The sequence below is a fragment of the Nocardia cyriacigeorgica GUH-2 genome (assembly GCF_000284035.1).
GTDB classification, from domain to species: Bacteria; Actinomycetota; Actinomycetes; order Mycobacteriales; family Mycobacteriaceae; genus Nocardia; species Nocardia cyriacigeorgica_B.
In genome coordinates this window covers 4,024,193-4,049,141 of the sequence record NC_016887.1, presented here as the reverse complement: position 1 = coordinate 4,049,141, position 24,949 = coordinate 4,024,193, and the positions used below count along the sequence as shown (strand labels likewise).

Here is a 24,949-nt window from a genome sequence, read left to right as displayed (position 1 = left end):
TTCGCTTGCCCCGGCCACGGTGCCGGAGACGGATCGGCCCGCGCAGCTCAGCTGGGCACCGCGAACCACCCGACCGGGTCGAGGGTGTTGATCGGAATCCATCGTGCCGGTTCCGCGGCGGTCTGCGCGCCCGCCGGGACGTCCGCGCCGGTGAAGTAGCCCTGGATATCGAGAGCCAGCCGCGGGGATTCGTCGACGCGGCGGGCCATGTCGTAGAGCACGGCCAGCACATGCACGCACCGGTCCGAGCGTGCCGAGCACGAACAGTCGACGGCCACCAGGGGCGGTGCGGGGGTGATGTCCGCGGCGACGACGGCGCGGTGCATTTCATCGGTGAGCGTCACCGGATCGGTGCCGACGATCGCGGCGATGGCGTCGATGGTGGGCCGCGGCATCGGCGCCACCTCCACATGCGTCACCGAGGCCTGCCCGCCGCGATGGATGTGGGCCCTGATGATCCGGCCGGTGACGGTGGCCTGCACGCCGTGATTACGGGCGAGGCTGCGGGCCCGTGGCAGCAGTGGATCGGGCCGGGTCTGGCGCAGCGGTTCGGCCAGGCGCACCCAGTCCATGCCCCAGCGGGTGTATCCGAATTCGTTGTCGGCCATCAGTTCTCCCGTTTGCGGCGCAGGATCTCGATCAGCTGGTCGTCGTCGAGGCGGGCCAGCTCGGCGATGCCGGCCGCATCGCCGAGATCGGTCAGCGCCGATTTGCGCCGTTGCATGGCGGCGATGTGTTCTTCGACGGTGGTGCCCGAGGTGAGTGTGGTGACGGTGACGGTGCGGGTCTGCCCGATCCGGTGCGCCCGGTCCGAGGCCTGGGCCTCCACCGCCGGATTCCACCAGCGATCGAAATGGATGACGTCGGCCGCGCGCGTGAGCGTGAGCCCGGTGCCCGCCGCGCGCAGGCTCAGGATCAGCACCGGCGGCCCGTCGGCGGCCTGGAATTCGCTGACGATCCGGGCGCGTTCGGCCTGATTCAGCCCGCCGTGGAAGAACGGTGCGCTCACCCCGAACTGCTCGGCGAAGTGCCGCACCAGCAGTTCGCCGGTCTTGCGGTACTGGGTGAACACCAGCGTGGGTGCGCCGAGATCGAGGTTGTTGGCCACGATATCGGTGCACAGATCGAGCTTGCCGGATCGCCCGGCCAACTCGTCGAGCTCGCCGGTGATCAGGCCGGGATGGTTGCACACCTGCTTGAGTCCGGTGAGCGCGGCCAGCACCCGGCTCTGGCGTTGGGCGCCGTGCCCGAAGCCGTCGTCGATGGCGCGGTCGAGCAGCTGGTCGTAGAGCCGCTCCTGCTCGGCGGCCAGATCGCAGAGCAGGTCGGTGTGGATCTTGGCCGGCAGCGACGCCGCCACCTGGTCTTTGCGCCGGGCCAGCAGCACCGGTTCGATGGCCTCGCGCAGCCGGGCCGCCGCATTCGCCGAACCTTCCTGGATGGGGCGGGCGAAGCGGCGCCGGAACTGGGTGCGATGGCCGAAAAGCCGCGGCGCGACCAGATTCAGCACTGCCCACAGCTCGTCGAGGTGGTTCTCCACCGGGGTACCGGTCAGGGCCACGGTCGCGGCGGCGTCGAGGGAGCGGGCCGCCTTGGAGACCTGGGTGCGTGGGTTCTTCAGCGCCTGTGCCTCGTCGAAGACGGCAGTGGCCCAGCGGATCTCGCGCAGCGCCGCGCCATGCAGCCGCAGGGTCGGGTAACCGGCGACGACCACCGTGCCGGCCTCGGCCTCCACCGCGCCACCGCGCCACGCGACCGGGTGCAGGCCCGGCGCGAACCGCTGGATTTCGTGGACCCAGTTGCCCACCAGCGAGGTCGGGCACACCACCAGCTGCGGTCCGTCGGCGCGGCCGAGCAGAAAACCGATGGTCTGCACGGTTTTACCGAGGCCCATCTCATCGGCGAGCACCGCGCCGCCGTGTTCGGCGACAGCGGCGCGCAACCAGCTCACCCCACGCGACTGGTACGGGCGAAGATCGGCTTTGAGGGTGTCGCGCAGTTCGTTCGCGACCGCTCGGGAGGCGGTGCACGCGGTGCGGGCGAAGTGGGCCGAGACGATCGCGGTGCCGGTCGCGTTCGGCAGTGCGTGCGCGGCGAGCGGGAGTGGGATGTCGCTGGACATGTCGTCGGCGAGCGCGCGTCGCCAGGCCGCGACCGAGGCATCGGGCTCGGGGAGATCCGCCGCGGCGAACTCCCCGGGTTCGAGCAGCGTGCAGTCGACGTCGGCGACCTCGATGGTCGCGCTGCCCGCGGCGGCCTGGGCGGCGGTTCCGGTGGGGACGGCGAGGGCTTGCACCGCCGGTACACCGAGATCGCGCGGCGGGCGTCCCGGACCGTGACCGGTCCAGGTCCACACCGCGAACATATTGCGGTCGGGCAGGTAGGTGGCCTGTGTGCTGGGCAGAGCGGACCCCTCAAATCATCGTATGGTGTACGGAGTAATCTGGTAACGCCCACCGTAGCGGAATTGTTCCGCCGTTGGCACGAGGAGTTCGATGACCGACCGTCCGTTGCCGGAGCCCGCCGACCAGGCCGGGACATTGCTGGCCCTGCTGTGGCGCCACGAGCTACCGCCGCGCCCCGCCGGCCGCGGACCCAAGCAGGCCGTCAGCGTCGACGAGGTGGTGCGCACCGCCATCGCTCTGGCCGACCGCGACGGGCTGGCGAAACTCTCGGTCCGCGCGGTCGCCGCCGAACTGGGTCTGCGCCCGATGAGCCTCTACACCTACGTGCCGAGCATGCGGGCGCTGACCGTGCTGATGGTGGACGAGATCGCGGTCGCCGATGCACCGCTGCCCACCGACGTGTCCCCCCGCGAGCGTTTGGCGGCGGTGGCGCGGCAGGTGCGTGCCGAGGTGATCGCGCATCCGTGGCTGCTGGAGGTCTCGCCTTGGCGGATGGTGCTCGGGCCGGGGCGGATGCGCCGCTATGAACGTCAACTGGCCGCGCTGGACGGGATCGGGCTGAGCGAGGTCGAGATGGACCGGGTGGTGGCGGTGCTGACCGAGTTCGCCACCGGTAATGCCCGGATGGCGGTCGCCGCGGCGCGTGAGGCCGCCGAGATGAGCGATGCCCGGTGGTGGGAGGTGCACGGACCGCTGTTGACGCAGGTGATGCCAGCGCACGAGTTCCCGCTCGCCTCGCGGGTCGGTGCCGCGGTGGGGGAGTTGTACCAGGCGCCCGCCGACCCCGATGGCGCCTTCGAGTTCGGGCTGGCGGCGCTGCTGGACGGCATCCTGGCTGACGGCTGAGGTGCTCCGAACACAGCACAGCGGGCGACCATCAGGTCGCCCGCTGTGGTTTACGCGGTATCCGGTTGTTCGATGCTGTTGTGTCGGACGCGAGGAGCGGTCAGAGGGCGGGAGCCGATTCCGTGTCGATCACGGCCTCGAGCTCACGCAGCCTGTCCATGTGTTCGTTCGCGTGATGCTGGCAGAAGAGCAACTCTCCACCTGCGGGCAGGGTGGCACGCACTCGGGCAGCCGCCCCGCAGCGGTCGCAACGATCGACCGCGGTCAGTGGGGTGCTTGTCAGGGTTCCTGGCATGACTCCTCCGTCCTGGCTCCCGGCACACAGACCGTTCACCTGGTGTGGGGCCCGTGGTCACTCCGCGGGCTCGCTACCGCTACTTCCCAGCAGTGGTATGACTACTCTGTCAGACGTTCGGGACGGGGGCTTTGTTCCCGCAAGCGAATCGATGTGTTTTCCCTAACACGACCAGTGTTTTCCGCTCTGCGCGAACGCCACAGGTCGTGGGCGCGAAAGCCACTCGAATCACCGACTCGAACAGGCCGATCCAGTTGTCTACCGGGAGATTACCCGTGACCTACGACACTCACACGCTGGTTCACCTGTGCACGGTCACAGAATGGCGAACCGCCGAGGCCACGGGTGAGCGCCGGCCACCGTCACTGGATACCGAGGGCTTCGTGCACCTGTCCACCCCGCGCCAGGTGCATCTGCCCGCCAATCGCCTCTTCGCCGGGCGGCGCGATCTGGTGTTGCTGCGACTGGATCCGGCCCGGCTGGGATCACCGGTGCGATGGGAGCCGGGCGTGCCCTCCGACGACCCCGGCATGCTGTTCCCGCACCTGTACGGTCCGCTGCCCGCGGCCGCGGTGGTCGCCGTCGAGGACTTCCAGCCCGACGCGCAGGGTGTCTTCGCCGAGCTCGACCACTGACGCTGCCGGCCCCGCTACCGGTCGCGCAGTTCCCGCGCCAGGATCGCCGCCTGCACGCGCGAGCGAACTCCCAGCTTCGTGAGCACGCGCGAGACATGGGTCTTGACCGTGGTCTCGCCGATGAACAGCCGGCCCGCGATCTGCGCGTTGGACAGCCCCTCGCCCAGGCATTCGAGCACCTCGAGTTCGCGCTCGGTCAGATCGCCGAGACCGTCGGGTTCGCGGTGGGCCGGGGCGCTGGGGACAGCGGCGAAGGCGTCGATCACCGCCCGGGTCACCTCCGGTGCGAGCACACCGTCACCGGCCGCCACCGCCCGCACCGAGGCCACCAGATCCTGCCCGGACACCGACTTCAGGACGAAGCCGGAGGCGCCGGCGCGCAAGGTCCGGAAGACGTACTCGTCCAGATCGAAGGTGGTCAGGATGAGCACCTTCGCCACCCCGTCGGCGGTGATCCGGGCGGTGGCGGCGATCCCGTCGACGCCGGGCATGCGCACATCCATCAGCACCACATCCGGTCGCAGCGCCCTGGCCTGCGCGACCGCCACATCGCCGTCGGCGGCCTCTCCCACCACCTCGATCCCGTCGGCGGCGTCGAGGATCATGCGCAGGCCGGCGCGGATGGCGCTGTGATCGTCGGCGATCAGCACCCGGATCGTCATCGGCGTTCGCCTCCGGTGACCGGTTCGGCCGACAGCGGCAGCTCCGCGCGCACGGTCCAGGTCCGGTCGGCCGCGCCCGCGGTGAACTCGCCGCCGAGGACCGCGGCGCGTTCGCGCATATTGGTCAAGCCTCGATGGGGTAGGTCCGTGGGCTCGGGTTGTCCGTTGCCGCGTGGGGAGAGGGGGTTGCGGATCGCGACGGTGAGCGTTGTCGCGTCGGCGGCGATATCGATGTCGACCTCCTGGCCGGGTGCGTGTTTCATCGCGTTGGTCAAGGCTTCCTGAACGATCCGGTAGGCGGCCTGGTCGACCGCACTGGGCAACGCGATCTCGGCCGCGCCGCCGTGCACCCGGACGGTGCTGCCCGCCGAGCGCGCGGCATCGACCAGCAACGACAACTGGGCGAGCCCGCGCGGGGCGGCCAGATCCTCGGCGCCGTCGTCGCGGCGCAGTAACCCGATCATGGTGCGCATTTCGTGCAGGGCGCTGACGCTGTTGGCCCGGATCGACTCGACCACGCCGGACAGGGCGGGATCGCCGTCGTCGCGGCGGGCCAGCAGCCCCAGCGCCGCCTCGGATTGGATGGCGATGGCCGACAGGTGCCCGGCGATCACATCGTGCAGATCGCGGGCCATCGTCTTGCGTTCATCGGCGATCGCGGCCCGGCGGTCGAGTTCGGCCACCAGTTCCAGCGCCCGCGCCTTCGCCCGTTCGGCCTGCGCGGTCTCCTTGTGCGCCCGCACGGTCAGCGCCCACCAGATCGACGTTCCCAGGAACGCCGACGAGGCGAGCACAGTGATGACGATGGCGCGCCACTCGCCGGTGACGAGCAGCGCGGCCACCGAGCCGGCGACCGTCGCGGTGATGGCCGCGCCGATCACCACCCGCGACAGCCGCCGGGTCCCGTACAGCACGCCCGCGTAGACGAGATCGGAGTAGACGAGCCAGATGGGAATCGTCGGCCCGAGCGCGAAGTCGATCAGCAGCGGCACCAGCCCGGCCGCCAATGCCCACATCGGCTTGCGCCGGCGCCACATGCTCGTCGCGCACAGCAGTGCGAGCAGCGCCATCCGCACCGTCAGCGGCGTCTGCGCGCTGTGCTCGGTCATGGCGTAGAGGCCGAAGCCGTACAGCGCCGCACCCACGGTGAACACGAACGCGACGATCAGCGCCTCCTGCGCCGTCGCCGACAACGCTGCCCACCACTTCACCCACCCATCTCAGCACAGCGGCGGGCCGGTCCGGGTCCGCCGAAGTGATGAGTCGCCCCGGCGGCGCGGACCCGCCACGCCGGCGTCGAACCACGGCTCATCCGGCTCGATGACCTGCTCGAACGCCGGGTAGGCGGCACCACTCGATGGTGCGGGCGAGCCGGGGCTTCCGGGTAGCTCGTGGCGCGCTCGGCGGATCGTTCGGCGACGGTTAGCCTGGACTTGTGAATGTCGATGTCACTGCGTTACCCGGGATCGGGGTGCGAAAAGACTTCGAAGTGAAGTCCGGGCGCCGGATCGGCGTCGTCGCCCACCGCGACGGCGATATCGATCTGATCGTGTCCAAGCTCGAGGACCCGGACGCCTGCGCCGCGCAGGTCGCGTTGACCACCGACGAGGCCGCCGTGCTGGCCAATCTGCTCGGCGCGCCCCAGCTGGTCTCCCGGCTCAACGACGACCATCGCGATATGCCCGGCATCACCACCCGCCAATTGCCGATCTCCGACGATTCGCCCTACAGCGGTCGCACACTCGGTGAGACGCAGATGCGCACCCGCACCAAGGTGTCCATCGTCGCGGTGATGCGGGCCGGGCAGCTGTCTCCCTCACCGGGGCCGGATTTCACCTTCACCGCTGGTGACCTGCTCGTCGTCGTCGGGACTCCCGACGGCCTGGACGCCGCGGCGAAGATTCTCACGCACGGCTGATCCGGTGTCCACGACCGCGCTCGCCCTCATCGAGCTGGGCGCGGTGTTGTTCGCACTCGGGGTCTTCGCCCGGGTAGCGGGCCGGTTCGGCCTGTCGCCGATCCCGCTGTATCTGCTCGGCGGCCTCGCCTTCGGTCAAGGGGGCTTTATTCACCTGGGCGCCGCCAACGAGTTCGGGCATATCGCCGGCGAGATCGGCGTGGTCCTGTTGCTGTTGCTGCTGGGTCTGGAGTACACCGCCGCCGAGCTGATGACCGGCATGCGCAGGTCCTGGCCGGTCGGCCTGCTCGACATCGTCGCCAACGCGACGCCCGGTGCGGTGGTGGCGCTGCTGCTGGGCTGGGGGCCGGTGGGCGCGCTGACCCTCGGCGGCGTCACCTACATCTCCTCCTCGGGCATCGCCGCCAAGGTGCTCAACGACCTGGGCCGGCTGGGTAACCGGGAGACGCCGGTCATCCTGTCGATTCTGGTATTCGAGGACCTCACGATGGCGGTGTATCTGCCGGTGCTCACCACGGTGCTGGCCGGGCTGAGCTTCGCCAGCGGGCTGAAATCGCTGGGCGTGGCGCTGATCGCGATCACGGTGGTGCTGGTGGTCACCCTGCGCTACGGACGGTATGTCTCGGCGGTGGTCGACAGCACCGACCGTGAGGTGTTCCTGCTGAAACTGCTGGGTGCGGCCCTGCTGGTGGCGGGTGTGGCCTCGGCGCTCAACGTCTCGACGGCGGTGGGCGCGTTCCTGCTCGGCATCGCCATCTCCGGGTCGACGGCGCGGGAGGCGGTGCGGCTGCTGGAACCGCTGCGCGATCTGTTCGCCGCGATCTTCTTCGTGGCCTTCGGCCTCAATACCGACCCGACCGCCATCCCGCCCGTCCTGGGCTGGGCGGTGGCGCTCGCGGTCATCACCACCATCACCAAGATCGCCACCGGCTGGTGGGGCGCGCGGCGGCAGGGCATCCGGCGGATGGGCCGAGCCAGGGCGGGTGTGGCGCTGGTGGCGCGCGGTGAGTTCTCCATCGTCATCGCGGGGCTCGCGGTCACCACCGGTGCCATCGACGGCAAGCTGGCCGCGCTCGCCTCGGCCTATGTGCTGATCATGGCGATCATCGGGCCCATCGCCGCGCGAGTGGTGGAGCCGGTGCTCGAACGAGTGTGAAGGCCCGCCTCGGGCGCGGTGCTTCGGTATCTTTCGCACTACAGGTCTGCCGGATTGCGTGCCGAAAGGGGATCGGGCCATGACGGGGTATACGGCGACACTGGCCGGGCACACCTACCGCTTCGACGGGCTGGTCGACCTGCTGGCCAAGGCCACCCCGCGCCGCAGCGGCGACGAATTGGCCGGTTGCGCAGCCGAATCCGACGCCGAACGGGCCGCCGCGCAGTGGGCGCTGGCCGACCAACCGCTGACGGTGTTCCTGAACGAGCCGGTGGTGCCGTACGAGTCCGATGAGATCACCCGGCTCATCGTCGACACCCACGATCGCGTGGCCTTCCGGCCGATCGCGCACCTCACCGTCGGCGATCTGCGCGACCGGCTGCTCGAACTGGCGGGCGGTGCGGTGGACGAGGCGGCGGCGACGTTGCGGGCCTGGGCGCCGGGGCTGACGCCGGAGATGGTGGCGGCGGTCAGCAAGATCATGCGCAATCAGGACCTGATCGCGGTGGCCGGGGCGGTCGATGTGCGTTCGGCGTTCCGCACCACCATCGGACGGCCCGGCACCCTCGCGACCCGGCTGCAACCCAACCACCCCACCGACGATCCGCGCGGCATCGCCGCCGCCATCCTGGACGGACTGCTGCTCGGCTGCGGCGACGCGGTGATCGGCATCAACCCGGCCACCGACTCACCCCGCGCCGCCGCCGATCTGCTCACCCTGCTCGACGAGGTGCGCCTGCGCTTCGACATCCCCGCCCAGTCGTGCGTGCTGGCCCACGTGTCCACCACGCTCGCCCTGATCGAGTCCGGAGCGCCGGTCGATCTGGTGTTCCAATCCATCGCGGGCACCGAGGGCGCCAACAGCGCTTTCGGAGTGAACCTCGCGCTGCTGCGGGAGGCGAACGAGGCCGGACGCTCGCTGCGGCGGGGGACGGTCGGCGACAACGTCATGTACTTCGAAACCGGGCAGGGCTCGGCGCTGTCGGCGGATGCGCATCGGGGTACCGGCGGCCGGCCGGTGGATCAGCAGACGCTGGAAGCCAGAGCCTACGCGGTGGCCCGCGCGTTCGATCCGTTGCTGGTGAACACCGTCGTCGGCTTCATCGGGCCCGAATACCTCTATGACGGCAAACAGATCATCCGCGCCGGGCTCGAAGACCATTTCTGCGGCAAGCTGCTCGGGCTGCCGATGGGCGTGGACGTCTGCTATACCAACCACGCCGAGGCCGACGCCGACGATATGGACACCCTGCTCACCCTGCTGGGCGCGGCGGGCTGCGCGTTCGTGATCGCGGTGCCCGGCGCCGACGACGTGATGCTCGGCTACCAGAGCCTGAGCTTCCACGACGCGCTCTACGCGCGCCAGGTGCTGGGGCTGCGGCCCGCCCCGGAATTCGAGGCGTGGCTGAGCAGGCTCGGCATGATCGACGACACCGGACGTGTCCTCCCGGTAGCGCCGCTGACCTCACCGCTGCACCAGTTGACCGGAGTCCGGCGATGAGCGGCCCTGCCTCGGATCCCGCTGCCCAGCAAGAGTTCTGGGCCGCCCTGCGCGCCACCACGCAGGCGCGCATCGGGCTCGGCCGTGCGGGCAATGCGCTGCCCACCGCTCGCGTGCTGGAGTTGCGCGCGGCGCACGCGGCGGCCCGCGACGCGGTGCACATGCCGCTGGATGTCGATCGGTTGTGCGCCGAGGTCGCCGCATGCGGGCTCGGCGTACCGGCACTGGTGCGCAGCCGGGCTCGCGACCGGGCCGAGTATCTGCGCCGCCCGGATCTCGGCCGCCTACCCGCCGAGCCCTGGCCGCCGGAGTCTGCCGATGAGCCGTGGCGGCCTGAGTCCGCCAACGAGCAGTGGCCGCCGGAGCCCGCCGCCGACACGGTGCCCTCGCGCTCTGCCGCCGCGCCCCGGCCGCCGGGGTCCGCCGGCGAAACGGGTGGTGCCGAGGCCCTTCCACGCGACACCAGCGCGGAGGTCGGCATCGTTCTCGCCGACGGGCTGTCCCCGCGCGCACTTCTCGACCACGGCCCGGCCATGGTCACCGCCCTCGTCGCCGAACTCGGTCCCACCGTGACATTCGCACCGCCGGTGATCGCCACGCAGGCCCGGGTCGCGCTCGGCGACCATATCGCCACGGCGCTGGGCGTCGACACGGTGCTCGTGCTCATCGGTGAACGGCCCGGCCTCTCGGTCGCCGACAGCCTCGGCATCTACCTCACCCACCGCCCGCGTCCCGGCCGCACCGATGCCGAGCGCAACTGCGTGTCCAACATTCATCGGAACGGGCTCGGCTATGGGCAGGCCGCCCGCGTCGTCGCGGGCCTGATCGCCGGGGCGCGGCGGTTGGGGCGTTCGGGAGTCGACCTGAAGGACCTGTCCGGCGCTGATCTGACCGCGGCCGAGCACGATCCGTTGACTCGCGCACACGGCTGACCCGCACGGCCGGCACCGCCCCCGGCGCGCCGCGACCCGGCACCGGCCGGACCCGGCGGCCCGGTTCTCGCGGCGGTGCCCGCAATCGAGCTGGGCAACAACCAGTCGCAGGCGATCGGTCTCGGGCAGCTGACGGTTGCGGACGGCGTCGGCGCGCACCGCGACACAGCGGGATGGCGACACAGCGGGATGGCGACGCAGCGGGACGGCGACGCAGCGGGACGGCGACGCAGCGGGACGGCGACGCAGCAGGACGGCGACGCAGCGGGACGGCGACGCAGCGGGACGGCGCCGGTGGGTTGCCGGTGGCGTGCGTGGGACACCCGGTAGACCCCGCGCACGCGGTGGGTGGAGGATCGCCAGCGGCGGCACCTGTGCGCGCCGAGTCGGCAGTACCAGGCATCCCATTCTTCGGTTGAATGCCATCCTGTTTAAAAGGAAACTAGTACTGTAAATTCCCTACCTGCGGATCCTTGTTCATCGAAGGCTCGGATCATGCTGACCCATGGTCCGAGCTCAGCTAGCTAGGGAGCTCGTGTGCCCACGATCGATCATTTCAGCTACGGGTGGCTCACGCCCGTCGTCGCCTACCTCATGTCGTTCACCGGATCATTGCTAGGGCTACGCTGCATGGCCCGGGCCCGGTCGAACTCACTACGCGACGGCTGGATGGTCGCGGCGGCGGTGGCCATCGGAGGTACCGGCATCTGGGTCATGCATTTCATCGCCATGCTCGGCTTCACCATCGACGGCGCCTCGATCCGGTACAATGTGCCGCTCACCCTGATCAGCGCGCTCATCGCGATGCTGGTGGTGTGGATCGGGATCGGGGTGGCGCAACGGCGCGACTGGGGGCCGGGCGCGCTGCTGCTGGGCGGGGCGATCACCGGCGCGGGCGTCGGCACCATGCATTACTGCGGCATGTACGCGATGAAATCCGATGCGGCCCTCGACTACAACGGCTGGATCGTCGCGGTCTCCATCGTGATCGCGGTGATCGCCGCGACGGCGGCGCTGTGGTTCACCCTGCATGTGCGCGGCACGCTGGCCACCGTCGGCGCGGCGGCCGTCATGGGTGTTGCGGTGTCGGGCATGCACTACACCGGCATGTTCGCCATGCGCGTGCAGCACGTCGCGCACGCGCATCAACCGTCCGGCGCGGGCGCGGCGCAACTGCTGACTCCGCTGACCGTCGGGGTCAGCATGGTGACCGTCGTGCTGCTGCTGCACCTGGCCATGACCGAGGCCGGGGAATCGGAGGCCCGCACCACCCGGTCACGCCGCCCGGCCCAGTACTGGCCCACCCGCGACTGACCCCGCCGACGACAACGGCCCGCGCGCACCCCGAGTGGGCGGCACGCGGGCCGTGGTCGAAGGACCTAGTCCAGGTAGTCGCGCAGGACCTGCGAGCGGCTGGGGTGACGCAGCTTGCTCATGGTCTTGGACTCGATCTGGCGGATGCGTTCACGGGTGACCCCGTACACCTGGCCGATCTCGTCGAGGGTGCGCGGCTGACCGTCGGTCAGGCCGAAGCGCAGCCGGACCACACCCGCCTCACGCTCGGACAGCGTCTCCAGCACCGACTGCAGCTGATCCTGCAGCAGCGTGAAGCTCACCGCGTCGACCGCGACGACGGCTTCGGAGTCTTCGATGAAATCACCGAGCTGGCTGTCGCCCTCGTCGCCGATGGTCTGGTCCAGCGAGATGGGCTCACGCGCGTACTGCTGGATCTCCAGCACCTTCTCCGGCGTGATGTCCATTTCCTTGGCCAGCTCCTCCGGGGTGGGCTCACGGCCCAGATCCTGGAGCAGCTCGCGCTGGATGCGACCGAGCTTGTTGATGACCTCGACCATGTGCACCGGGATACGGATGGTGCGGGCCTGGTCGGCCATGGCGCGGGTGATGGCCTGCCGGATCCACCAGGTGGCGTAGGTGGAGAACTTGTAGCCCTTGGTGTAGTCGAACTTCTCCACCGCGCGGATCAGACCGAGATTGCCCTCCTGGATCAGGTCCAGGAACGCCATACCGCGACCGGTGTAGCGCTTGGCCAGCGAGACCACCAGACGCAGGTTGGCCTCGAGCAGATGGTTCTTGGCCCGGTTGCCGTCGCGGATGATCCAGTTGAAGTCGCGCCGCACCGCTACCGGCAGCTTCTCGCCCTGCTCGGCGAACTCGCGCATCTTCTCCGCCGCGAACAGGCCGGCCTCGATCCGCTTGGCGAGCTCGACCTCCTCCTCGGCGTTGAGCAGCGCCACCTTACCGATCTGCTTGAGGTAGGCGCGCACGGAGTCGGCGGAGGCGGTGAGCTCGGCATCCTTGCGGGCCTGCCGCAGCGCCTCGGATTCCTCCTCGTCCCAGACGAAGTCACCGGAGGCCTTGTCGGCGGCGCTGGGCTCCTCGGCCGCTTCCTCCTCGGCTTCCTCGGCGACCTCTTCGACCAGGTCTTCGCCCTCGTCGGTCAGGTCGTCCTCGGAGACCTCGAGATCGCCCAGATCCTCCACATCCAGCGACTCGTCGTCGAGGTTTTCCTCGGCGTCCTTGCTCTTGGCCGTGGCCTTCTTGGCGGCGGCCTTCTTGGCCGGAGCCTTCTTCGCGGCGGCTTTCTTGGCCGGAGCCTTCTTGGCGGCGGCTTTCTTGGCAGGAGCCTTCTTGGCGGCAGCCTTGCGAACCGGCCGTGCTTCGGTTACATCGGCGGAGTCGGCGTCGGCCGATTCGGCGGTCTGACGGGTATTCGTGGCTACCACGTACGCCCTTTCGTGACGGTCTCGTGCGGCGTCACGCCAGAGTGGATATCCGGCGGAGCGGTCTGTCGGGTTGCACCGGCCAGCGCCGGTCGGGTTTCACCGGCTCACCGCCGGGCAGTTCCATTGTAACGATCGGACCCGCGAGGTCTCGCCTCCGATGCCGGGAACCGCTAAGGTGCGACTCCCGCATCGATGGCCATGGCCGCTCCGACGATGCCCGCGGTGTTCTTCAGGTTCGCCGGGATCACCGGAGTCCGGTTGGTGAGCAAGGGGATCCACTGCGCGGCATCGCGGCTGATCCCGCCACCGGCGACGAACACTTTCGGCCAGAACAGGTTCTCCAGGCCGATCAGCACGGTACTCACCTGGACCGCCCATTGCTGATACGACAGGCCGTCGCGATCCTTGATCGATGCCGCCGCACGATGCTCGGCCTCCATCCCGCCGATCTCGACGTGGCCGAGCTCGCTGTTGGGTACCAGGGTGCCGTTGTAGAGCACGGCCGAGCCGATGCCGGTGCCGAAGGTCAGCAACAGCACCAGCCCGTCGAAATCCTTTGCCGCGCCGTAGCGGTCCTCGGCCATGCCCGCGGCGTCGGCGTCGTTGAGCACGGTCACCGCGCGCCCGCCCAGCGCGGCGCTGAACAAGGTCCTGGCGTCGGTGCCGATCCACGCCGGGTCGACGTTGGCGGCCGAGCGGGCGACACCATCGAGCACCACGCAGGGCAGCGTGATGCCCACCGGGCCGTCCCAGCCGGCCTGCGCGACCAGGTCGGCGACCGTCTCGGCCACCGCGTGCGGGGTCGCGGGCTGCGGGGTAGCGATCTTGATGCGCTGGTGCACGAGCTCACCGGTGGCCAGATCCACCGCGGCGCCCTTCACGCCGCTGCCGCCGATATCGATCCCGAATGCGTGCCCCCGAGCAGACATGCCAGTTCCTCGTTCCCTGTGCCGGCCAGTACGGAATACGCGCCGTCGCACCGGGGCTTCGCGACCGTCGGCCGGGGCCGTGAACGGTGTGCCCGACGACGGCGCTGTGTCGTGCACGACAAGAGTAGTGGGCCCTGACGGCTGCGCGGTCCGCAGGATCTGTGGTGCGATGGAGTGCGTGCCGCATTCGCCGACCTCGCCGCAGCCCACCGCCCCGACCTCCGCGAACTCCGCCGACAGTGCGCCCGACGCCGCCGAATTGCGGCGTATCGCGGTGCGGCTGGCCGAGGCCGCCGCCGCGCATGTGCGTACCCGCAGACCCGAGGTCTTCGGACCCGGCGGCAGCGTGGACGGCGCCGTGCAGGCCAAGAGCACACCCACCGATCCGGTGACAGTGGTCGACACCGAGACCGAGCAGCTCATCCGCACCACGCTGGCCCGGCTGCGCCCCGGCGATCACATCCTCGGTGAGGAGGGCGGCGGCGATCTGGCCCGCGCCGACGACCACACCGTGGTCTGGGTGGTCGATCCGATCGACGGCACCGTCAACTTCCTGTACGGCATACCGGCCTACGCGGTCTCGGTGGCTGCGATGCGGGCCGGGCGTTCCATCGCGGGCGCGGTGGTCGACGTCGCCGCGGGGCAGACCTATCACGCCGGCCTCGGCCTCGGCGCCGAACGCGTCGACGCCGACGGCACCACACATCCGCTGCGCTGCAACCCGGTCGAGGAGGTGCGCATGGCGCTGGTCGCCACCGGCTTCGGCTACAACGCGGCTCGGCGGGCGCGCCAGGCCGCGCTGGTCGCCGAGGTGCTACCGCGGGTGCGTGACATCCGCCGCATCGGCGCGGCGGCGCTGGATCTGTGCATGGTGGCCGAGGGCCGCGTCGACGCCCATTACGAGCACGGGCTCAATCCGTGGGACTGGGCCGCGGGCGCGCTGATCGCCACCGAAGCCGGAGCACGGGTACAGGCCCCACCGGCGCATTCCACCGGCGCCGCGGGGGAGTTGTTCGTCGCGGCCGCGCCCGCGATCGCCGACGAACTGCTGGCCCTGCTGGATGAGCTCGGGGTCAGCGCGCCGATCCCCGAGCCCTGAGCGCCCGGCTCAGCAGCGGGCCTGCCTGGCGGCCTCGAGCAGATCGATATCGAGTGCCGGAGTCTCGCCGGAGGCCGGGTTCTTCAGCGACCGCAGCACTTCCTCGGCGTCGTTGGAGGGCTGGATATCGCGGAACAGCGATCCGAGCACCAGGTCGACGGTGTCGTCCTCGCGCTTGTCCTCGATGAGCTCCGCGCACGGCACGGCCAGCTGCACCGAGGCTGCGGCGCGGCGGCCGTTCACCCCGAAGCGGATCTGGCCCATGCATTCCAGATCGCCGTTGACGTATATCGAATCGTTGCCATAGGCCTCGTTCGGCACACTGCCGAAACCGAGGTCGCCGAGCTGGGCCGCGGCATGTGCGGCCTGGCCGCGCTGGTTGTTGGCGTTGAGTACGCGCACCTTGGTGTCGGCCAAGGCCGCCGGTTCCACGTTCTCGAGCCGGCTCGGACCCACCCGCTGACCCAGCGCGGGCTGCGGTTCGGCGCCCGGGTCGGTGGCCGGGCTCGGCGAATTGCATGCCATCGCGGTGTAGTCGGTGTCCTCGGTGGTCAGGGCCTTGATCCACACGATCGTGCAGATGAGAGCCAATACGGCGACCAGGACGAGCCAGGGCTGTAGGCGCCGCCGGATGAAGGGTCGTCCCCGGGAATCCGTTGCGCTGCCTTCGGTGATCAGTGAAACCACCAGCACACTCTACGAAAATGTTCGGGCGAACCTTGCAGCCGCCGTGCCGACGGTCTCGATTCGTGACAGTGATGGTGTCGATTCCCTGACGGTTTCGACTCGGCTGTGTTTTGATTGCGACTTTTGTCTGGGGGTCCGCTATTGTCTGGCGGCCCAGATCGAAACACCGGCCCGAAAATCGGTGGTTGGTCGCGGGAACAAGCAGGGCATGTTCAGCGTTGTCCGACTGCTATCCGGTGCAGAACTTCAGAATCTGCCCTGATAGGGGACCGGTACACGTGTGATGTGTGCCACCGGCGGGGCGGTGTGGACAACCGCGAGGAATGTCCGCGCCGATCCGGGATATACGGAGTAAGGACGAGGGGAAGACGACATGGCAACCGACTATGACGCACCGAGGCGCACCGAATCCGACGACGTGTCGGAGGATTCGCTGGAGGAGCTGAAGGCTCGTCGCAACGAGGCTCAGTCCGCCGTCGTGGATATCGACGAATCCGATACCGCGGAGTCGTTCGAGCTTCCCGGCGCGGACTTGTCCGAAGAAGTGCTGACGGTCCGGGTGATTCCGAAACAGGCCGACGAGTTCACCTGCTCGAGCTGTTTCCTTGTGCACCACCGCAGCCGACTGGCCAGCGACAAGGGCGGCCAGATGATCTGCATGGACTGCGCCGCCTGAGCGCGCGCCCGAGATGGCAACGGCCCCGCGAACCGCGATCGCGCATCCGGTCGCCGGGCCGCTACACCGCGCCCACGGGCAGCGGTATCACTGCGCGCTGGGCAGACCCAGCGCGGCCAGGACCCGTTCGGGCCTGCGCGTACTGATCAGCCAGTACGGCGTCGGATCGTCCGGGTCGTCGAGTACCAGCAGCACCATCGAACCGATCCACGGGCGATGCTGCACATACGCGGCGGGGTCGAGCTGACGACCCAGCGCCGCGCTCTTGGCGCTCGCCGGCACCACCGCCGCGCGGGCGATGAATTCCACCGGCAGATGCGCGCGATCCACACGCAGTTCCGGCTTCCCCTCGGCGTCGGTGGCCACCGCGACGCGGTGTCTGCTCAGCCACAACAGCACCCACACCGGCACCGGGAACAGCAGCACGTACGGCAGCCAGGCCCGTAGGCCCGGTGCGCCCATATGGATCTCGGCGGCCAGCAGTCCGGCGATCGCGAACGCCACCGGCCACCACCACAGCGGCACCCACAGGCGCTCGGTGTACGCGGGTGCACCCGGCCGGGTCACGCGCTGGGTATCGGCTGGTACGGGCTGGTCGGACACAACTCAAGAGTAAGCCAGCGGCTCGCCGGTCCTCCGCACAGGTACGGCCGGGAAAACGCGTAGGCTCGTGCTACGTGAGCGCACTTTCACCGATACCTCTGCTGCGGCTCGATCCCGGCATCCCCGTGCCCACGCGTGCCCATCCCGGCGACGCGGGCGTGGACCTGTGCACCACCGAGGACGTCATCCTGGAACCGGGGGAGCGGGTGCTGGTCGGCACCGGCATCGCGGTGGCCCTCCCGGTGGGCACCGTCGGACTGATCCATCCCCGCTCGGGGCTGGCGGCCAAGACCGGATTGTCGGTGGTCAACACACCCGGCACCGTCGATGCCGGCTACCGCGGTGAGATCAAGGTGTGCCTGATCAATCACGATCCACGGACCCGGATCGAATTGCGGCGCGGCGACCGGATCGCCCAGCTGCTGGTGCAGCGGGTGGAGCTGGTGGATTTCGTCGAGGTCGACCGGCTCGACGAGACCACGCGTGGTGCGGGCGGTTACGGCTCGAGCGGTGGTCACGCGAGCTTGGCCGCTACCGCCGACGCGGCGTCGCCGGCGCCCGGCAAGGAGGAATGACGCGATGTTCGGGAAGAAGAAGTCCAGCCGCCGCGACAGACCCGTCGACGACGACCGCTACGACGAATCCGGCGACTACACCGAATTCGACGGCGACGAGTACGACACCGACGAATACCCCGAGTACTCCGACGATTTCGCCGACGCGATCGACGAGCAGGACTACGACGACGATTCCGACTACCGGCGGGCCGAACACGCCGCCGACGATGCCGAGCCGCCGCGCACCGGGCCCTACGACTACGAGGACGTCGCCGAACTGCTCGAGTCGGTCGCCGATCAGCGCCTGGACCTCGGTTCGGTGATCCTGCCGGTGCCGCCGGGCGGTCAGCTCCAGGTGGAGATGACCCCCGAGGGCACCCCGCAGGCGGTGCATCTGGCCACCGAGCACGGGCGCATCACCGTCGCCGCCTACGCGGCGCCGAAATCGCCGGGCCAGTGGCGCACCGTGGCCTCGGACCTGGCCGATTCGCTGCGCAAGGACGGGGCGAAGGTGGCCATTGAGACCGGGCCGTGGGGCCGGGAGATCTTCGCCGTCACCGAGGGCGCGGACCTGCGGTTCATCGGGGTGGACGGCTATCGCTGGATGGTGCGATTGGTGGCCGCGGGTCCCTCGGGCGCCGCCGACGCCGACACCCCGCTGGTGGACGCCGCGCGCGCGATCCTGTCCGAGACCGTGATCCGCCGCGGCACCGATCCGCTGCCGGTGCGCGAACCACTACCCGTGGTACTGCCGCAGGAATTGGCCGATCAGCTCGCCGCCGCGCATCAGCAGCAGATCCAGGCCCAGCAGCAGGCCATCGCCGCCCAGCAGCAGGCGATGGCGGCCCAGCAGGGCACGCCGGGAGTGGTGCCGGGTATCGCGCCGAGCGCCGGCCGTCCGGTCATGCCGGATCAGCCGCGCCGCGGCGCGGACGGTTCGGCCATGCAGCAGCTCGGCCGCAACTAGCGGCAGCGGGATCGGAGTCGGAGCCCGGCGGTGCGTACCGCCGGGCTCCGGTCGTTCGGGCGCGCTATACCGCCTGCCGGGCTCAGCCGAAGGCGGCCAGGCCCAATCGTCCGAGGACGCCCGGATCGGCGCCCAGCTCGTCGAGGGTGATCTCCTCCAGCGCCGAGGCCGCGATCAGCCGGGCCCATTCCTGGGCAACCGGCCAGGGATGCACCGGATCGTCGAGCGCGCCGATCACGGCCACCGGCGTGGTCAACGTCGCCAACCGTTGTGGCTCCGGCCATTTGTAGGCGGCCGCCTCTTCCAGGGCCTGCGGCAGATCCGGCCACTGCGAGCGCCAGGAGCGCTCCAGCGCGTCGCCCAGCCAGGCCGGGCTGCCCGCCCGCATCCGCGCCACCACTTCCTCGAGGCCATCGGCGCGCAGGGCCGCCGCGGTACCGGCCGCGCTGGCCGCCGCGGGACAGCCGCCGCTGTCGGGCCCGGTCCACGCCGGCAACGCCGCCACCACGCCGGCCGCGGCCTCGGGCCGGGTGCTCGCCCATTCGATGGCCACCGCCGCGCCGAGGGAGATTCCCGCCACCAGGACCGGGCCGCGGCGCGCGGCGTCGTCGAGGGCGGCGACGTAGCTGTCCACTACCGCGCGGGGATCCGGATCGACCGCGATCAGCTCGAGTCCGCGCTGTGCACACTCCGGGCCGAACGCGCGGCGCGCGAAGTGGGCATCGGAGCCGGTACCTGGGAGCCCGACGACGACGGCGGGCGTGGGTGAGTCGAACATCGGAGGTGAGCGTAGCGGTGCCGTGGTTGCCCATCTACAGTGGCGGTGTACGGCCGCAGACGGTCGTGCGAACAACGAGATGGTCGTGCGACCCACGTCCATCAGCTCTACAGGAGACCGAGCAATGTCTTCCTTCGGCGGAAGAAGGGCGGCTTCGAACCCCGCCTCGGGATATTTTCGCAGGCTCGGACGCAGACTGACCGAGGACATCGATCAGCTCGACGCCGAGGAGCTGGCCGAAACGGCCGACGCCTCGGGAGCCTGCCGGGCATCGGAGTGTCGCCGCGGCGACGAAGCGACGATGCTGGGGCGCCTTCGCAGTGTCGAAGCGTGCCCGCAATCCGCCGGCGCGAGTGTGCAGGCGGAGTTCTTCGACGGCACCGACGCCATCACCCTGGTGTGGATCGGGCGCAAGCGCATCCCCGGTATCGAATCGGGGCGGCGGATCATGGTCCGCGGTCGCGTCGGCGATCGGGACGGCCGCAAGGTCATGTACAACCCCTACTACGAATTGCGCGGGAACAACTGACGTATGCCATCGAGCGACGAGAACGCCCCGACGCCCGCCGAACTCACCACCGCCACCGCGCCGGAGCCCGCGCCCGCCGGTGATCAGGCCGAGGCCGAGGTAGCCCGCCAGCAGACGCTGCTCGAACAGCTCGGTGGCTTCAGTGGCCTGATCTATTCGACCCTGCCGGTGCTGGTGTTCGTCCCGGTCAACACCCTCGCCGGGCTCACCGCCGCGATCTGGGCCTCGCTGGGCGTGGCCGCGGCCATCCTGGTCTGGCGGCTGGTGCGCCGGGATCCGGTGCAGCCGGCCATCTCGGGTTTCATCGGCGTCGGCATCTGCGCGTTCATCGCCTACCGGATGGGCGAGGCCAAGGGTTTCTTCCTGTTCGGTATCTACACCAGTCTGGTGTACGGCGGTGTGTTCCTCGCCTCGATCCTGGTGCGCTGGCCGCTGGTCGGCGTGATCTGGGGGGTGCTCAACGGCCACGGCAGCGAATGGCGCGCCGACCGACGAGTGGTGCGGCTCTACGACATCGCCACGCTGGCCTGGGTGCTGGTGTTCGGTTCCCGCTACCTGGTGCAGTCGCACTTCTACGACACCGACCACACCGGCTGGCTCGCCTTCGCCCGTATCGCGATGGGCTGGCCGCTGACCGCTGTCGCGCTGACCGTCACGGTGTGGGCGGTGCGCCGGGCCGGGCATCTGCCCGCGGCGGGCAGCCACTCCGGCGGCCGCCACGCCAAGGCCTGATTCCGCGGGTCGTCCTCGACCCGCCGCGAAGGTGGGGCCCTACCCACCCTGGGGTATCTGTTCGCCGCCTCGGTATCGGCGCACGATCGTTTCATCACCGCGAACGATCGCTGAGAGGACTGGCGAATTGGCTACCCAGCGCACCACCGCCACCACCCGCCCGGGCCGCAGGCAGGACACACCGGCCCTGTCGGAGAGCCGCCGGATCTCGGCCGAGCTGACCGCCCTGATCGGTCCCGCCGCCGCCGGCGACAGTCGCGCCGTCAGCGATATCCTGCGCCTGATCCATCCGCTGGTGCACCGCTACTGCCGGTCTCGGATGGGCAATACCGCCCACCTCCAGGTCACCCCCGACGACGTCGTGCAGGAGATCCTGCTGGCCACCGTGCACGCCATCCCGCGCTACCGGGAGCAGGGCAAATCGTTTCTGGCCTTCGTCTACGGGATCGCGGCCAACAAGGTCGCCGACGCCTTCCGCCGCTCGCAGACGCATCCGGTGTACCCGACCGACGAACTGCCCGATACCGCCTCACTGGCGGCCGGGCCCGAGGAGCGGGCCCTGGTCTCCGAACGTCAGCGCGCCACCCGTCAGCTGATGCAGGTGCTCGCGCCGGTGCACCGCGAGGTGCTGGTGATGCGGATCATCCTGGGCTGGACCGCGGCCGAGACGGCCGACGCGATCGGCACCAGCCCCGGCGTCGTGCGGGTGATGCAGCATCGCGCGCTGAACAAGCTGCGCGCCGAACTGAAAGTCGCCTCGTGAGACTCAGGGGTTGGCGCCGTGCGGGGCCAGCGCCGCGCGCAGCTCGTCCTCACCTTCGGGTGAGGTGACGAACAGCAATTCGTCCTCGCCTTCGAACGGATCGTCGGCCTCGGGCACGATCACCCGGCCGCCGCGCAGGATCGTCACCAATGCGGTATCGCGGGGCAGTTTCAGGGTGCGCACCGGCTTTCCGGCGAGCGAGGTGTCCGGCGGCAGGGTCAGTTCGACCAGGTTCGCCTGGCCCTGACGCAGCGTCATCAGCCGCACCAGATCACCGACCGAGACCGCTTCCTCCACCAGCGAAGCCAGCAGCCGCGGGGTCGACACCGCCACGTCCACACCCCAAGAACCGTCGAAGAGCCATTCGTTGCGCGGGTCGTTGACCCGGGCCACCACCCGGCGCACCCCGAATTCGGTCTTGGCGAGCAGGCTGTGCACCAGATTGGCCTTGTCGTCGCCGGTGGCGGCGATGACGACCTCGTAGGTTTCCAGGTCGGCGTCTTCGAGCAGGGCGAGCTCGCAGGCGTCGGCCTGCACCCAGATCGCATCCGGAATGGCGGCGGGATCGATGTGGTCGAGCTGGCGTTCGAGCAGCATCACCTGGTGTCCGCTGCGCAGCAGCTCCCTGGCGATGGATCGGCCGACGGCTCCGGCGCCGGCAATGGCCACCTTCATATCTCAGTCCTCGTTCGCTGGGGGCTTACCGGCGAGGGCGACGGCTTCGCCGACCGATCCGGATGTGGCGGCCACATAGATGACGTCGTCGGCCTGCAGCACGGTCTTGCTTTCCGGCAGCACGCCCTGGCCGAAGCGGATGATGAACGCCACCCGGGCCCCGACCGTGCGTTCCAGTTCGCGCACGGTGCGCCCGTACCAGTCCTCGTGCAGGGTCAGCTGGGCCACGGCCACCGTGCCGGTGGGGTCGCGCCAGGTGGTGGTGCCTGCGTCGCCGATCAGCGTGTGCAGGAAGCGGTCGGTGGTCCACGGCACGGTGGCGATGGTGGGGATGCCGAGCCGTTCGTAGACGGCGGCGCGTTTGGCGTCGTAGATCCGCGCGACCACGCGTTCGACGCCGAACATCTCCCTGGCCACGCGCGCGGAGATGATGTTGGAGTTGTCGCCGGAGGAGACGGCGGCGAACGCACCGGCGCGCTCGATCCCGGCCCGGGTCAGCACGTCTCGGTCGAAGCCGACGCCGAGCACCCGCTCACCGGGGAAGTCCGCGCCCAGGCGCCGGAAGGCGCTCTGATCGCGATCGATCACGGCGACCTCGTGACCTATCCGGACCAGGGCGCGCGCCAGCGATGAACCGACGCGTCCGCACCCCATGATCACTACGTACACCGTGCAACCTCGTTCCTGGAAACCGTGGCGTCCGGTCTGTTCGTCCGTCCGGGATCGAACCGTACTCGCCGCGTGTCCCCGCAGCCATGTTCCCCCCACCAGGTCACATCAAACATGTCGGCAGTGCATCGAACCGGGGAACTACCGTGACGTCCCGGGGCGGTTCGATTCGGCGGGGCCTATGCTCGCTCCAGTGTCCAAGTTGACGACAGCGGCGAAGCGGATGCTGCTGGGCAGGCCGTTCCGCAGTGATTCGCTCGGTCATACCTTGCTGCCGAAGCGAATCGCGCTGCCCATTTTCGCTTCCGACGCCATGTCGTCGGTCGCCTACGCGCCCGAAGAGATCTTCCTGGTGTTGTCGGCGGCGGGGATCTCGGCGTTCGTGTACGCGCCGTGGGTCGGTATCGCGGTCGCGATCGTGATGGCCGTGGTGGTCGCCAGCTACCGGCAGAACGTGCACGCCTACCCGTCCGGTGGTGGCGACTACGAGGTGGCCACCACCAATATCGGGCCCAATGCCGGACTGACCGTCGGTAGCGCCCTGCTGGTGGATTACGTGCTCACCGTCGCGGTCTCGATCTCCTCGGCCGCCTCCAATATCGGCTCGGCCATCCCGTTCGTCGCCACCCACAAAGTGCTGTTCGCGGTGGTGGCCATCGCGCTGCTCACCGCGGTCAATCTGCGCGGGGTCCGCGAATCGGGCAAGACCTTCGCGATCCCCACCTACGCCTTCATCTTCGGCATGGTTTTCATGCTCGGCTGGGGTCTGCTGCGCATCTACGTCTTCGGCGAGGACCTGACCGCCGAATCGGCCGGTTTCGGACTGGAGGCCGAGGAGGAGCACCTCTACGGCATCGCCTTCGCCTTCCTGATCGCGCGGGCGTTCTCCTCCGGCTGCGCCGCGCTGACCGGTGTCGAGGCCATCAGCAACGGTGTGCCCGCCTTCCGGAAACCGAAGTCGCGCAACGCCGCGACCACGCTGCTGATGCTCGGCGTCATCGCGATCATCCTGCTGATGGGCATCATCATGCTCGCGCAGAAGATCGGGATCGTCTACGCGCACAACCCGGACCACCTGATCGGCGCACCGCCCGACTACCACCAGAAGACGCTGATCGCCCAGCTGGCCGAGACCGTCTTCGCCGGCTTCCCGGTCGGCTTCTTCTTCCTCACCGTAGTCACCGCGCTGATCCTGGTGCTGGCCGCCAACACCGCGTTCAACGGCTTCCCGGTGCTCGGTTCGGTGCTCGCCCAGGACCGCTACCTGCCGCGCCAGCTGCACACCCGCGGCGACCGGCTCGCCTTCAGCAACGGCATCCTGTTCCTGTCCGGCGCCGCGATCGCGTTCGTGGTGCTGTTCGACGCCGAAGTGACCAAGCTGATCCAGCTCTACATCGTCGGGGTGTTCGTCTCCTTCGTGCTGAGCCAGTTCGGCATGCTGCGGCACTGGACCCGGCACCTGCGCACCGAAACCGATGCCGCCCAGCGGGCGCGGATGAAGCGCTCCCGGGTGATCAACGCGATCGGCCTGACTCTGACCGGCACGGTGCTGGTGATCGTGCTCGTCACCAAGTTCTTCGCCGGCGCCTATATCGCCATCGGCGTGATGGTCGCGATCTTCGTGGTGATGAGGATGATTCGGCGGCACTACGATTCGGTGGCCCGCGAACTCGACGAGCACGAATGGGACGGTGTGCTGCCGAGCCGGTCGCATTCGATCGTGCTGGTCTCGCGGCTGCACCTGCCGACCCGCCGGGCGCTGGCCTATGCCCGCGCCACACGGCCGGACACCCTCGAGGCGATCACCGTCAACGTCGATGATCCCGATACCAGGGCGCTGGTGCGCGAGTGGGAGCAAAGCGATATCAATGTGCCGCTCAAGGTGATCGAATCGCCGTACCGCGAGATCACCAAACCGGTGCTCGACTACGTCAAGCGGGTGCGCAAGGACGCACCGCGCGACGTTGTCACCGTGTTCATCCCGGAATACGTGGTGGGCCACTGGTGGGAGCAGTTGCTGCACAACCAGAGCGCGCTGCGGCTCAAGGGCCGGCTGCTGTTCGAACCGGGCGTGATGGTGACCAGCGTGCCCTGGCAGCTGAGCTCCTCGGCCAAGGCCAGGGCGGCCGGCGTGACCAACGCTCCGGGCGCGGTGCGCCGTGGCTACGAGGACCGCTCATGAGCGAGTACG

Annotated in this window: 28 protein-coding genes; 16 read left to right on the top strand and 12 right to left on the bottom strand. The window is 69.5% G+C overall.

The features are described from left to right. Window positions 1-47: 47 nt before the first annotated feature. The gene (locus NOCYR_RS18300) at window positions 48-608 is read right to left on the bottom strand and encodes an SWIM zinc finger family protein (protein ID WP_014351886.1); all 561 of its coding nucleotides are present in this window, start codon (window positions 606-608) and stop codon (window positions 48-50) included. After that, a complete protein-coding gene (locus tag NOCYR_RS18295; RefSeq protein WP_014351885.1) occupies window positions 608-2,365 on the bottom strand; it encodes a DEAD/DEAH box helicase in 1,758 nt (585 codons plus the stop codon). Before NOCYR_RS18295 ends, NOCYR_RS18300 begins: the two co-directional genes overlap by 1 nt. Window positions 2,366-2,495: 130 nt before the next feature. Between NOCYR_RS18295 and NOCYR_RS18290 the strand changes: the two genes are divergently transcribed. After that, window positions 2,496-3,251 carry a TetR/AcrR family transcriptional regulator gene (locus tag NOCYR_RS18290; protein ID WP_014351884.1) on the top strand — a complete coding sequence of 252 codons (756 nt, stop codon included), beginning with the start codon at window positions 2,496-2,498 and terminating at the stop codon, window positions 3,249-3,251. 100 nt (window positions 3,252-3,351) lie between these two features. On the opposite strand, the gene NOCYR_RS30570 is transcribed toward NOCYR_RS18290, so the two are convergent. Next, a complete protein-coding gene (locus NOCYR_RS30570) occupies window positions 3,352-3,546 on the bottom strand; it encodes a DUF7455 domain-containing protein (RefSeq protein WP_033087939.1) in 195 nt (64 codons plus the stop codon). 275 nt (window positions 3,547-3,821) lie between these two features. Here NOCYR_RS30570 and NOCYR_RS18280 point away from each other — a divergent pair, with 275 nt between their 5' ends. Continuing rightward, complete coding sequence (locus tag NOCYR_RS18280; RefSeq protein WP_014351883.1) at window positions 3,822-4,181, top strand: DUF952 domain-containing protein; 360 nt, start codon at window positions 3,822-3,824, stop codon at window positions 4,179-4,181. Window positions 4,182-4,195: 14 nt separating this feature from the next. On the opposite strand, the gene NOCYR_RS18275 is transcribed toward NOCYR_RS18280, so the two are convergent. Continuing rightward, window positions 4,196-4,843, bottom strand: a complete 648-nt coding sequence (locus tag NOCYR_RS18275) for a response regulator (RefSeq protein ID WP_014351882.1) — start codon at window positions 4,841-4,843, stop codon at window positions 4,196-4,198. Next, complete coding sequence (locus tag NOCYR_RS18270; RefSeq protein WP_148280683.1) at window positions 4,840-6,054, bottom strand: sensor histidine kinase; 1,215 nt, start codon at window positions 6,052-6,054, stop codon at window positions 4,840-4,842. Before NOCYR_RS18270 ends, NOCYR_RS18275 begins: the two co-directional genes overlap by 4 nt. A gap of 224 nt (window positions 6,055-6,278) precedes the next feature. Between NOCYR_RS18270 and NOCYR_RS18265 the strand changes: the two genes are divergently transcribed. The 5 genes from NOCYR_RS18265 (at window position 6,279) to NOCYR_RS18245 (ending at window position 11,664) form a co-directional block, all read left to right on the top strand. Beyond that, window positions 6,279-6,761, top strand: a complete 483-nt coding sequence (locus tag NOCYR_RS18265) for a cation:proton antiporter regulatory subunit (protein WP_048833504.1) — start codon at window positions 6,279-6,281, stop codon at window positions 6,759-6,761. A 4-nt stretch (window positions 6,762-6,765) separates the two neighbouring features. Continuing rightward, window positions 6,766-7,917, top strand: coding sequence for a cation:proton antiporter (locus NOCYR_RS18260; protein WP_014351879.1), 1,152 nt, complete (start codon window positions 6,766-6,768; stop codon window positions 7,915-7,917). A gap of 79 nt (window positions 7,918-7,996) precedes the next feature. Next, window positions 7,997-9,418, top strand: a complete 1,422-nt coding sequence (locus NOCYR_RS18255) for an ethanolamine ammonia-lyase subunit EutB (protein ID WP_014351878.1) — start codon at window positions 7,997-7,999, stop codon at window positions 9,416-9,418. After that, entirely contained in the window at window positions 9,415-10,350 is a 936-nt protein-coding gene (locus tag NOCYR_RS28505; protein WP_014351877.1) for an ethanolamine ammonia-lyase subunit EutC, read from the top strand. Before NOCYR_RS18255 ends, NOCYR_RS28505 begins: the two co-directional genes overlap by 4 nt. 537 nt (window positions 10,351-10,887) lie before the next feature. Then, on the top strand, window positions 10,888-11,664 hold the full coding sequence (locus NOCYR_RS18245; protein WP_014351876.1) for an MHYT domain-containing protein: 777 nt from the start codon (window positions 10,888-10,890) through the stop codon (window positions 11,662-11,664). A 65-nt stretch (window positions 11,665-11,729) separates the two neighbouring features. Here NOCYR_RS18245 and NOCYR_RS18240 read toward each other — a convergent pair whose 3' ends face one another. Together NOCYR_RS18240 and ppgK are read right to left on the bottom strand one after the other, a co-directional pair. Then, window positions 11,730-13,094, bottom strand: coding sequence for an RNA polymerase sigma factor (locus NOCYR_RS18240; RefSeq protein WP_014351875.1), 1,365 nt, complete (start codon window positions 13,092-13,094; stop codon window positions 11,730-11,732). A gap of 170 nt (window positions 13,095-13,264) precedes the next feature. Next, window positions 13,265-14,023 carry a polyphosphate--glucose phosphotransferase gene (gene ppgK / locus NOCYR_RS18235; RefSeq protein WP_014351874.1) on the bottom strand — a complete coding sequence of 253 codons (759 nt, stop codon included), beginning with the start codon at window positions 14,021-14,023 and terminating at the stop codon, window positions 13,265-13,267. A gap of 169 nt (window positions 14,024-14,192) precedes the next feature. Between ppgK and NOCYR_RS18230 the strand changes: the two genes are divergently transcribed. Then, a complete protein-coding gene (locus NOCYR_RS18230) occupies window positions 14,193-15,122 on the top strand; it encodes an inositol monophosphatase family protein (RefSeq protein WP_014351873.1) in 930 nt (309 codons plus the stop codon). A 9-nt stretch (window positions 15,123-15,131) separates the two neighbouring features. Here the strand turns inward: NOCYR_RS18230 and cei are convergent, their stop codons facing one another. Then, window positions 15,132-15,809 carry an envelope integrity protein Cei gene (gene cei / locus NOCYR_RS18225; protein WP_048834264.1) on the bottom strand — a complete coding sequence of 226 codons (678 nt, stop codon included), beginning with the start codon at window positions 15,807-15,809 and terminating at the stop codon, window positions 15,132-15,134. Here cei and NOCYR_RS29345 point away from each other — a divergent pair. Both NOCYR_RS29345 and NOCYR_RS18220 read left to right on the top strand, forming a co-directional pair. After that, window positions 15,793-16,071 (top strand): hypothetical protein, encoded by a 279-nt coding sequence (locus NOCYR_RS29345; RefSeq protein WP_148280682.1) that lies wholly within the window; start codon window positions 15,793-15,795, stop codon window positions 16,069-16,071. The genes cei and NOCYR_RS29345 overlap by 17 nt on opposite strands. A 111-nt stretch (window positions 16,072-16,182) precedes the next feature. Further along, window positions 16,183-16,485, top strand: coding sequence for a DUF4193 domain-containing protein (locus NOCYR_RS18220; RefSeq protein WP_014351871.1), 303 nt, complete (start codon window positions 16,183-16,185; stop codon window positions 16,483-16,485). 87 nt (window positions 16,486-16,572) lie between these two features. Here NOCYR_RS18220 and NOCYR_RS18215 read toward each other — a convergent pair whose 3' ends face one another. Further along, on the bottom strand, window positions 16,573-17,088 hold the full coding sequence (locus NOCYR_RS18215; RefSeq protein ID WP_175587096.1) for a DUF3093 domain-containing protein: 516 nt from the start codon (window positions 17,086-17,088) through the stop codon (window positions 16,573-16,575). A gap of 74 nt (window positions 17,089-17,162) precedes the next feature. Here NOCYR_RS18215 and dut point away from each other — a divergent pair, with 74 nt between their 5' ends. Both dut and NOCYR_RS18205 read left to right on the top strand, forming a co-directional pair. Next, window positions 17,163-17,663 carry a dUTP diphosphatase gene (gene dut / locus NOCYR_RS18210; protein ID WP_048833503.1) on the top strand — a complete coding sequence of 167 codons (501 nt, stop codon included), beginning with the start codon at window positions 17,163-17,165 and terminating at the stop codon, window positions 17,661-17,663. A 4-nt stretch (window positions 17,664-17,667) separates the two neighbouring features. Next, a complete protein-coding gene (locus NOCYR_RS18205) occupies window positions 17,668-18,612 on the top strand; it encodes a DUF3710 domain-containing protein (protein ID WP_014351868.1) in 945 nt (314 codons plus the stop codon). Between the two features lie 82 nt (window positions 18,613-18,694). On the opposite strand, the gene NOCYR_RS18200 is transcribed toward NOCYR_RS18205, so the two are convergent. Beyond that, a complete protein-coding gene (locus NOCYR_RS18200; protein ID WP_014351867.1) occupies window positions 18,695-19,390 on the bottom strand; it encodes an alpha/beta fold hydrolase in 696 nt (231 codons plus the stop codon). A gap of 124 nt (window positions 19,391-19,514) precedes the next feature. Between NOCYR_RS18200 and NOCYR_RS18195 the strand changes: the two genes are divergently transcribed. The 3 genes from NOCYR_RS18195 to NOCYR_RS18185 all read left to right on the top strand — a co-directional run bounded on the left by NOCYR_RS18195 (window position 19,515) and on the right by NOCYR_RS18185 (window position 21,414). Continuing rightward, a complete protein-coding gene (locus tag NOCYR_RS18195) occupies window positions 19,515-19,919 on the top strand; it encodes an OB-fold nucleic acid binding domain-containing protein (RefSeq protein WP_048833502.1) in 405 nt (134 codons plus the stop codon). A gap of 3 nt (window positions 19,920-19,922) precedes the next feature. Continuing rightward, window positions 19,923-20,651 (top strand): DUF3159 domain-containing protein, encoded by a 729-nt coding sequence (locus NOCYR_RS18190; protein WP_014351865.1) that lies wholly within the window; start codon window positions 19,923-19,925, stop codon window positions 20,649-20,651. 127 nt (window positions 20,652-20,778) lie between these two features. Further along, on the top strand, window positions 20,779-21,414 hold the full coding sequence (locus tag NOCYR_RS18185) for a sigma-70 family RNA polymerase sigma factor (protein WP_014351864.1): 636 nt from the start codon (window positions 20,779-20,781) through the stop codon (window positions 21,412-21,414). 3 nt (window positions 21,415-21,417) lie between these two features. Here NOCYR_RS18185 and NOCYR_RS18180 read toward each other — a convergent pair whose 3' ends face one another. Continuing rightward, window positions 21,418-22,089, bottom strand: a complete 672-nt coding sequence (locus tag NOCYR_RS18180) for a potassium channel family protein (protein WP_014351863.1) — start codon at window positions 22,087-22,089, stop codon at window positions 21,418-21,420. Window positions 22,090-22,092: 3 nt separating this feature from the next. Beyond that, window positions 22,093-22,758, bottom strand: coding sequence for a potassium channel family protein (locus tag NOCYR_RS18175; RefSeq protein ID WP_048833501.1), 666 nt, complete (start codon window positions 22,756-22,758; stop codon window positions 22,093-22,095). Between the two features lie 193 nt (window positions 22,759-22,951). Between NOCYR_RS18175 and NOCYR_RS18170 the strand changes: the two genes are divergently transcribed. Continuing rightward, window positions 22,952-24,940 carry an APC family permease gene (locus NOCYR_RS18170; RefSeq protein WP_048833500.1) on the top strand — a complete coding sequence of 663 codons (1,989 nt, stop codon included), beginning with the start codon at window positions 22,952-22,954 and terminating at the stop codon, window positions 24,938-24,940. Window positions 24,941-24,949: the final 9 nt, after the last annotated feature.

What these genes read in the sequence shown, in the direction of transcription:
- NOCYR_RS18300 (WP_014351886.1), bottom strand. Translation starts at nt 608, where the DNA reads ATGGCCGACAACGAATTCGGATACACCCGCTGGGGCATGGACTGGGTG.
- NOCYR_RS18295 (WP_014351885.1), bottom strand. Translation starts at nt 2,365, where the DNA reads ATGTTCGCGGTGTGGACCTGGACCGGTCACGGTCCGGGACGCCCGCCG.
- NOCYR_RS18290 (WP_014351884.1), top strand. Translation starts at nt 2,496, where the DNA reads ATGACCGACCGTCCGTTGCCGGAGCCCGCCGACCAGGCCGGGACATTG.
- NOCYR_RS30570 (WP_033087939.1), bottom strand. Translation starts at nt 3,546, where the DNA reads ATGCCAGGAACCCTGACAAGCACCCCACTGACCGCGGTCGATCGTTGC.
- NOCYR_RS18275 (WP_014351882.1), bottom strand. Translation starts at nt 4,843, where the DNA reads ATGACGATCCGGGTGCTGATCGCCGACGATCACAGCGCCATCCGCGCC.
- NOCYR_RS18255 (WP_014351878.1), top strand. Translation starts at nt 7,997, where the DNA reads ATGACGGGGTATACGGCGACACTGGCCGGGCACACCTACCGCTTCGAC.
- NOCYR_RS28505 (WP_014351877.1), top strand. Translation starts at nt 9,415, where the DNA reads ATGAGCGGCCCTGCCTCGGATCCCGCTGCCCAGCAAGAGTTCTGGGCC.
- ppgK (WP_014351874.1), bottom strand. Translation starts at nt 14,023, where the DNA reads ATGTCTGCTCGGGGGCACGCATTCGGGATCGATATCGGCGGCAGCGGC.
- NOCYR_RS18230 (WP_014351873.1), top strand. Translation starts at nt 14,193, where the DNA reads ATGGAGTGCGTGCCGCATTCGCCGACCTCGCCGCAGCCCACCGCCCCG.
- NOCYR_RS18220 (WP_014351871.1), top strand. Translation starts at nt 16,183, where the DNA reads ATGGCAACCGACTATGACGCACCGAGGCGCACCGAATCCGACGACGTG.
- NOCYR_RS18205 (WP_014351868.1), top strand. Translation starts at nt 17,668, where the DNA reads ATGTTCGGGAAGAAGAAGTCCAGCCGCCGCGACAGACCCGTCGACGAC.
- NOCYR_RS18200 (WP_014351867.1), bottom strand. Translation starts at nt 19,390, where the DNA reads ATGTTCGACTCACCCACGCCCGCCGTCGTCGTCGGGCTCCCAGGTACC.
- NOCYR_RS18195 (WP_048833502.1), top strand. Translation starts at nt 19,515, where the DNA reads ATGTCTTCCTTCGGCGGAAGAAGGGCGGCTTCGAACCCCGCCTCGGGA.
- NOCYR_RS18190 (WP_014351865.1), top strand. Translation starts at nt 19,923, where the DNA reads ATGCCATCGAGCGACGAGAACGCCCCGACGCCCGCCGAACTCACCACC.
- NOCYR_RS18180 (WP_014351863.1), bottom strand. Translation starts at nt 22,089, where the DNA reads ATGAAGGTGGCCATTGCCGGCGCCGGAGCCGTCGGCCGATCCATCGCC.